Annotated in this window: 3 protein-coding genes; all 3 read right to left on the bottom strand. The window is 67.0% G+C overall.

Translation table 11 applies throughout. The annotated features are described in order from the left end of the window. Positions 1–87 precede the first annotated feature (87 nt). Positions 88–1,014 (bottom strand): hypothetical protein, encoded by a 927-nt coding sequence (locus tag ABZZ38_RS30400; protein WP_356745767.1) that lies wholly within the window; start codon positions 1,012–1,014, stop codon positions 88–90. Continuing rightward, positions 1,011–1,694 (bottom strand): plasmid partition protein, encoded by a 684-nt coding sequence (locus ABZZ38_RS30395; RefSeq protein ID WP_356745765.1) that lies wholly within the window; start codon positions 1,692–1,694, stop codon positions 1,011–1,013. Before ABZZ38_RS30395 ends, ABZZ38_RS30400 begins: the two co-directional genes overlap by 4 nt. 528 nt (positions 1,695–2,222) lie before the next feature. Next, positions 2,223–2,378 carry a hypothetical protein gene (locus tag ABZZ38_RS30390; protein WP_356745763.1) on the bottom strand — a complete coding sequence of 52 codons (156 nt, stop codon included), beginning with the start codon at positions 2,376–2,378 and terminating at the stop codon, positions 2,223–2,225. Positions 2,379–2,761: the final 383 nt, after the last annotated feature.

Below are 2,761 nucleotides of genomic sequence, written 5' to 3'. Positions count from 1 at the left end.
GCGGGCTCACCGGTGGGCGCGGGCGGGTCGTGGGGGCCGGGTTCGCCGCCAAAATTTTGGAATGAGCGGGCGGGACCAGTCTTACCGTCAGTCCTTGCGCCTGAGCGGATCCGCCAACTGCGTCTCGGCACGGGCTCGGATCCAGTCCCGCACCGGCCCGTCGGCGAGGGCCTCTACCAGGAGATCGGCCGCTCGTCCCGGAGTGATCCCGGCCTTCTGCGCCTCGACCGTGAGCCACGTACTCAGCCAGTCAACATGTCCCGCACTCAGTGCCCACCGCTGTGACTCCCCTGCCGGGTCGGCGCCCGGTCGGCTGTCAGGAGTCCCGGAGCCGTTCATTCCAAAATTTTGGAATGCGCCATGGTGCACGACCGTTCCCGTCACCGGCTCCCCGGCACCGCGCCCCACCTGCTTCGCCCGCCCGTTGGCGGCAGACGGCTTGCGGGGCGGCTCGGCGGCCGGCAGCTGCCGAGGCACGAACAGGCTGTTCAGCTCCCCCAGTGTGGCGCCAGAATCCAGGTAGTCGGCAAGGTTGGCCACCACCTCAGCGGTAACTCGGCGCCCAGTCTCCTTACCGCAGCGGCGCAGCTCGCCATACCAGCGGGCGACCGTCTCGCAGCCTTGCGCCTCGGCCACGTCCACCAGGGCACGGACGTGGGAATCCGGAGCCGGCCGCTCGCAGGTCTCAGCGATCTGCGCCGCCAACCGCCACTCCTTGATCTCCAAGTAGGCGGCGGACTCGCTCATGCCGTCCCATTCGTCGTCTAGGTACTGCTGCCGGGTCCGCTGCCCGTCCTCACCCCGGTACAGACGGCGCCGGAATGCGGCCTCCAGCGCCTTGCCCCGCATCCACTTCGCGGCCTGGTGGTGGTCGCGGGCGGCATGGATCCGATCGAGCTGCTGCTGCTCCTTCGCGTCGAGCGGCCCGGTTCGGTCCAGGTCTGCCGGCTCGGGGATCAGCTCGGGTACGAAAGCGCGGGCACGGTCCCGCCGACTAACAATGTCCGTGCTCATACGCCCCGCCTCACCTCCGGGAGGTGCCCCAACCTGGTCAACTCGGTGACCAGCGCGTCATACGGCGCTTTCCGCTCGGGCTTGTCGCAGGGAAAGCCCACCGCGGATGCGATGCCCTCGCGGCGCGGGATCCGGGTGGACAGGACCGTCCACCTCGGCTCGGTGCCGTCCTTGCCGCCGTTCGCCAGCAGGTCGGCGTACTTCTTCGGGCTGGCTGCCCCGGCCTGGCAGCGGTTCAGCAGCACGACCGTAGTTGGCGGCTGCCCGTTGTCCCGCAGGGCGGCGGATCGCCGGATGACCTTGGCCAGTGGGGTACCGCGCTCCGGCTTGGTCAAGCGCTCGTAGTCCGGCTGTGTGGGCGAGAGCGTCACGATGGCCAGGTCCGCCACCTCGAGGATTGAGTCCACGATGTCCGGGTGGTTCTCGGCGTGCCCGGCATCCACGACGTTGATCCGGCTGTGGTCCATCGTCGGGAAGACCGTTTCCGCGAACGCGGGGGTGTCCGCCTCGTGCACCGGGCACGGGAAGTCGCCGGCATCCCGCGCCCACGCCGCCAGTTGTAGCGACTCGTCAGCGTCGTAACAGGTCACGGGATGGCCAGCCCGCGCCAGGGCATAGGCCAGGAGCCCCGTATTGGTCGTGCCGCCCATCGTCCTGGGCTTCAGGCTGGCAATCAGCATGCGCACACCCTAAGCGGGCGGAGGCTGCCCCCGGCCCCACCCTGACGGCAAGCAGTACGGCAAACAGTCGTGACGCCTTCACGGCGACCGTGGTTGAGCCCGCTATGAGAAAGCACGTGATCAACGCAAGCGCGGCTGCGCTCCTCGCCCTGGCGGCGGGACCGGCACAGGCGACCGGGGGCGCGTCCTCGGGGCCGGTCGGCATCGGCGTCATCGGTCCCGGCCTCCACGTCCAGGAGGTGCGCGCCACCCTTGACGGCTGGTACCCCGGCGCGCGGGCACAGGTGTCCCTGTGGCGCGGTGGCCGGTGGGTCCGAGACGTGACGGGCTGGAAGTCCACGCAATCACGCTCAAGCGCCGGATGGAAACACGAATATGCGAACTGGAGGATCGGACGGAGTTTCCCGCACAAGAGCAGGCTATGTGTTGAGTTCGAGCACCGGAATGAAAGGGCGTGCCTCACTATCCTGAGGTGAGTTGTTTTCTGGAGGCCCTCTGCTCTGGTTTCCCGAGCAGAGGGCCGTTTGGCTAGTCGGACGAGTTGAGAGCCTCGGCCCGCTTTAGAGCCCGCAAGAGAGACCACGCAAGATCTTCCGACTCGAACTCATCGGGATCCACCTCCCTAAAGAATCGGTCGATGGCTTCCACCAATACATCTACAGTTTTCTCGTCCTGCTCGTTCACGGATTCATCCCCTCGATTCGGTTAAGCGGTGCGCTCATTGTTCCCCACTCATCCCGGCCCTGTCCGGTGGTCCGCTTGTTCCGGTCGCTCTACACAGTGAGGAGTTTTGATGCACGGGAGCGATGCCGGGTGGTTGTCTTCAGACGGTAGCAGAGTTAGGGGTACCGTGTGGTGGTTTTGGGATCCGGTCATGGGTTCGGGTGTTGGTCCGTCAGTTGGAGGGTGGGTCAGGGCTTGTTGGGGGTGTACGGGGTGACTTTTTGTGGGTATGCTGCGGGTGTCGGTAGCCGTTCGGCCGGCCACCCGAGCCACCGGCTCGACCGAGAGGCCCGCAGGTAGGAGCAGGCTTCTGACCAGGGGGTGGTGAGCTTCCGTCAGGGTTA

Source organism: Streptomyces sp. NPDC006368 (genome assembly GCF_040612535.1).
GTDB lineage: Bacteria > Actinomycetota > Actinomycetes > Streptomycetales > Streptomycetaceae > Streptomyces.
The sequence above is the reverse complement of the archived record's forward strand: the minus strand, read 5'-3'. Positions and strand labels throughout refer to the sequence as shown.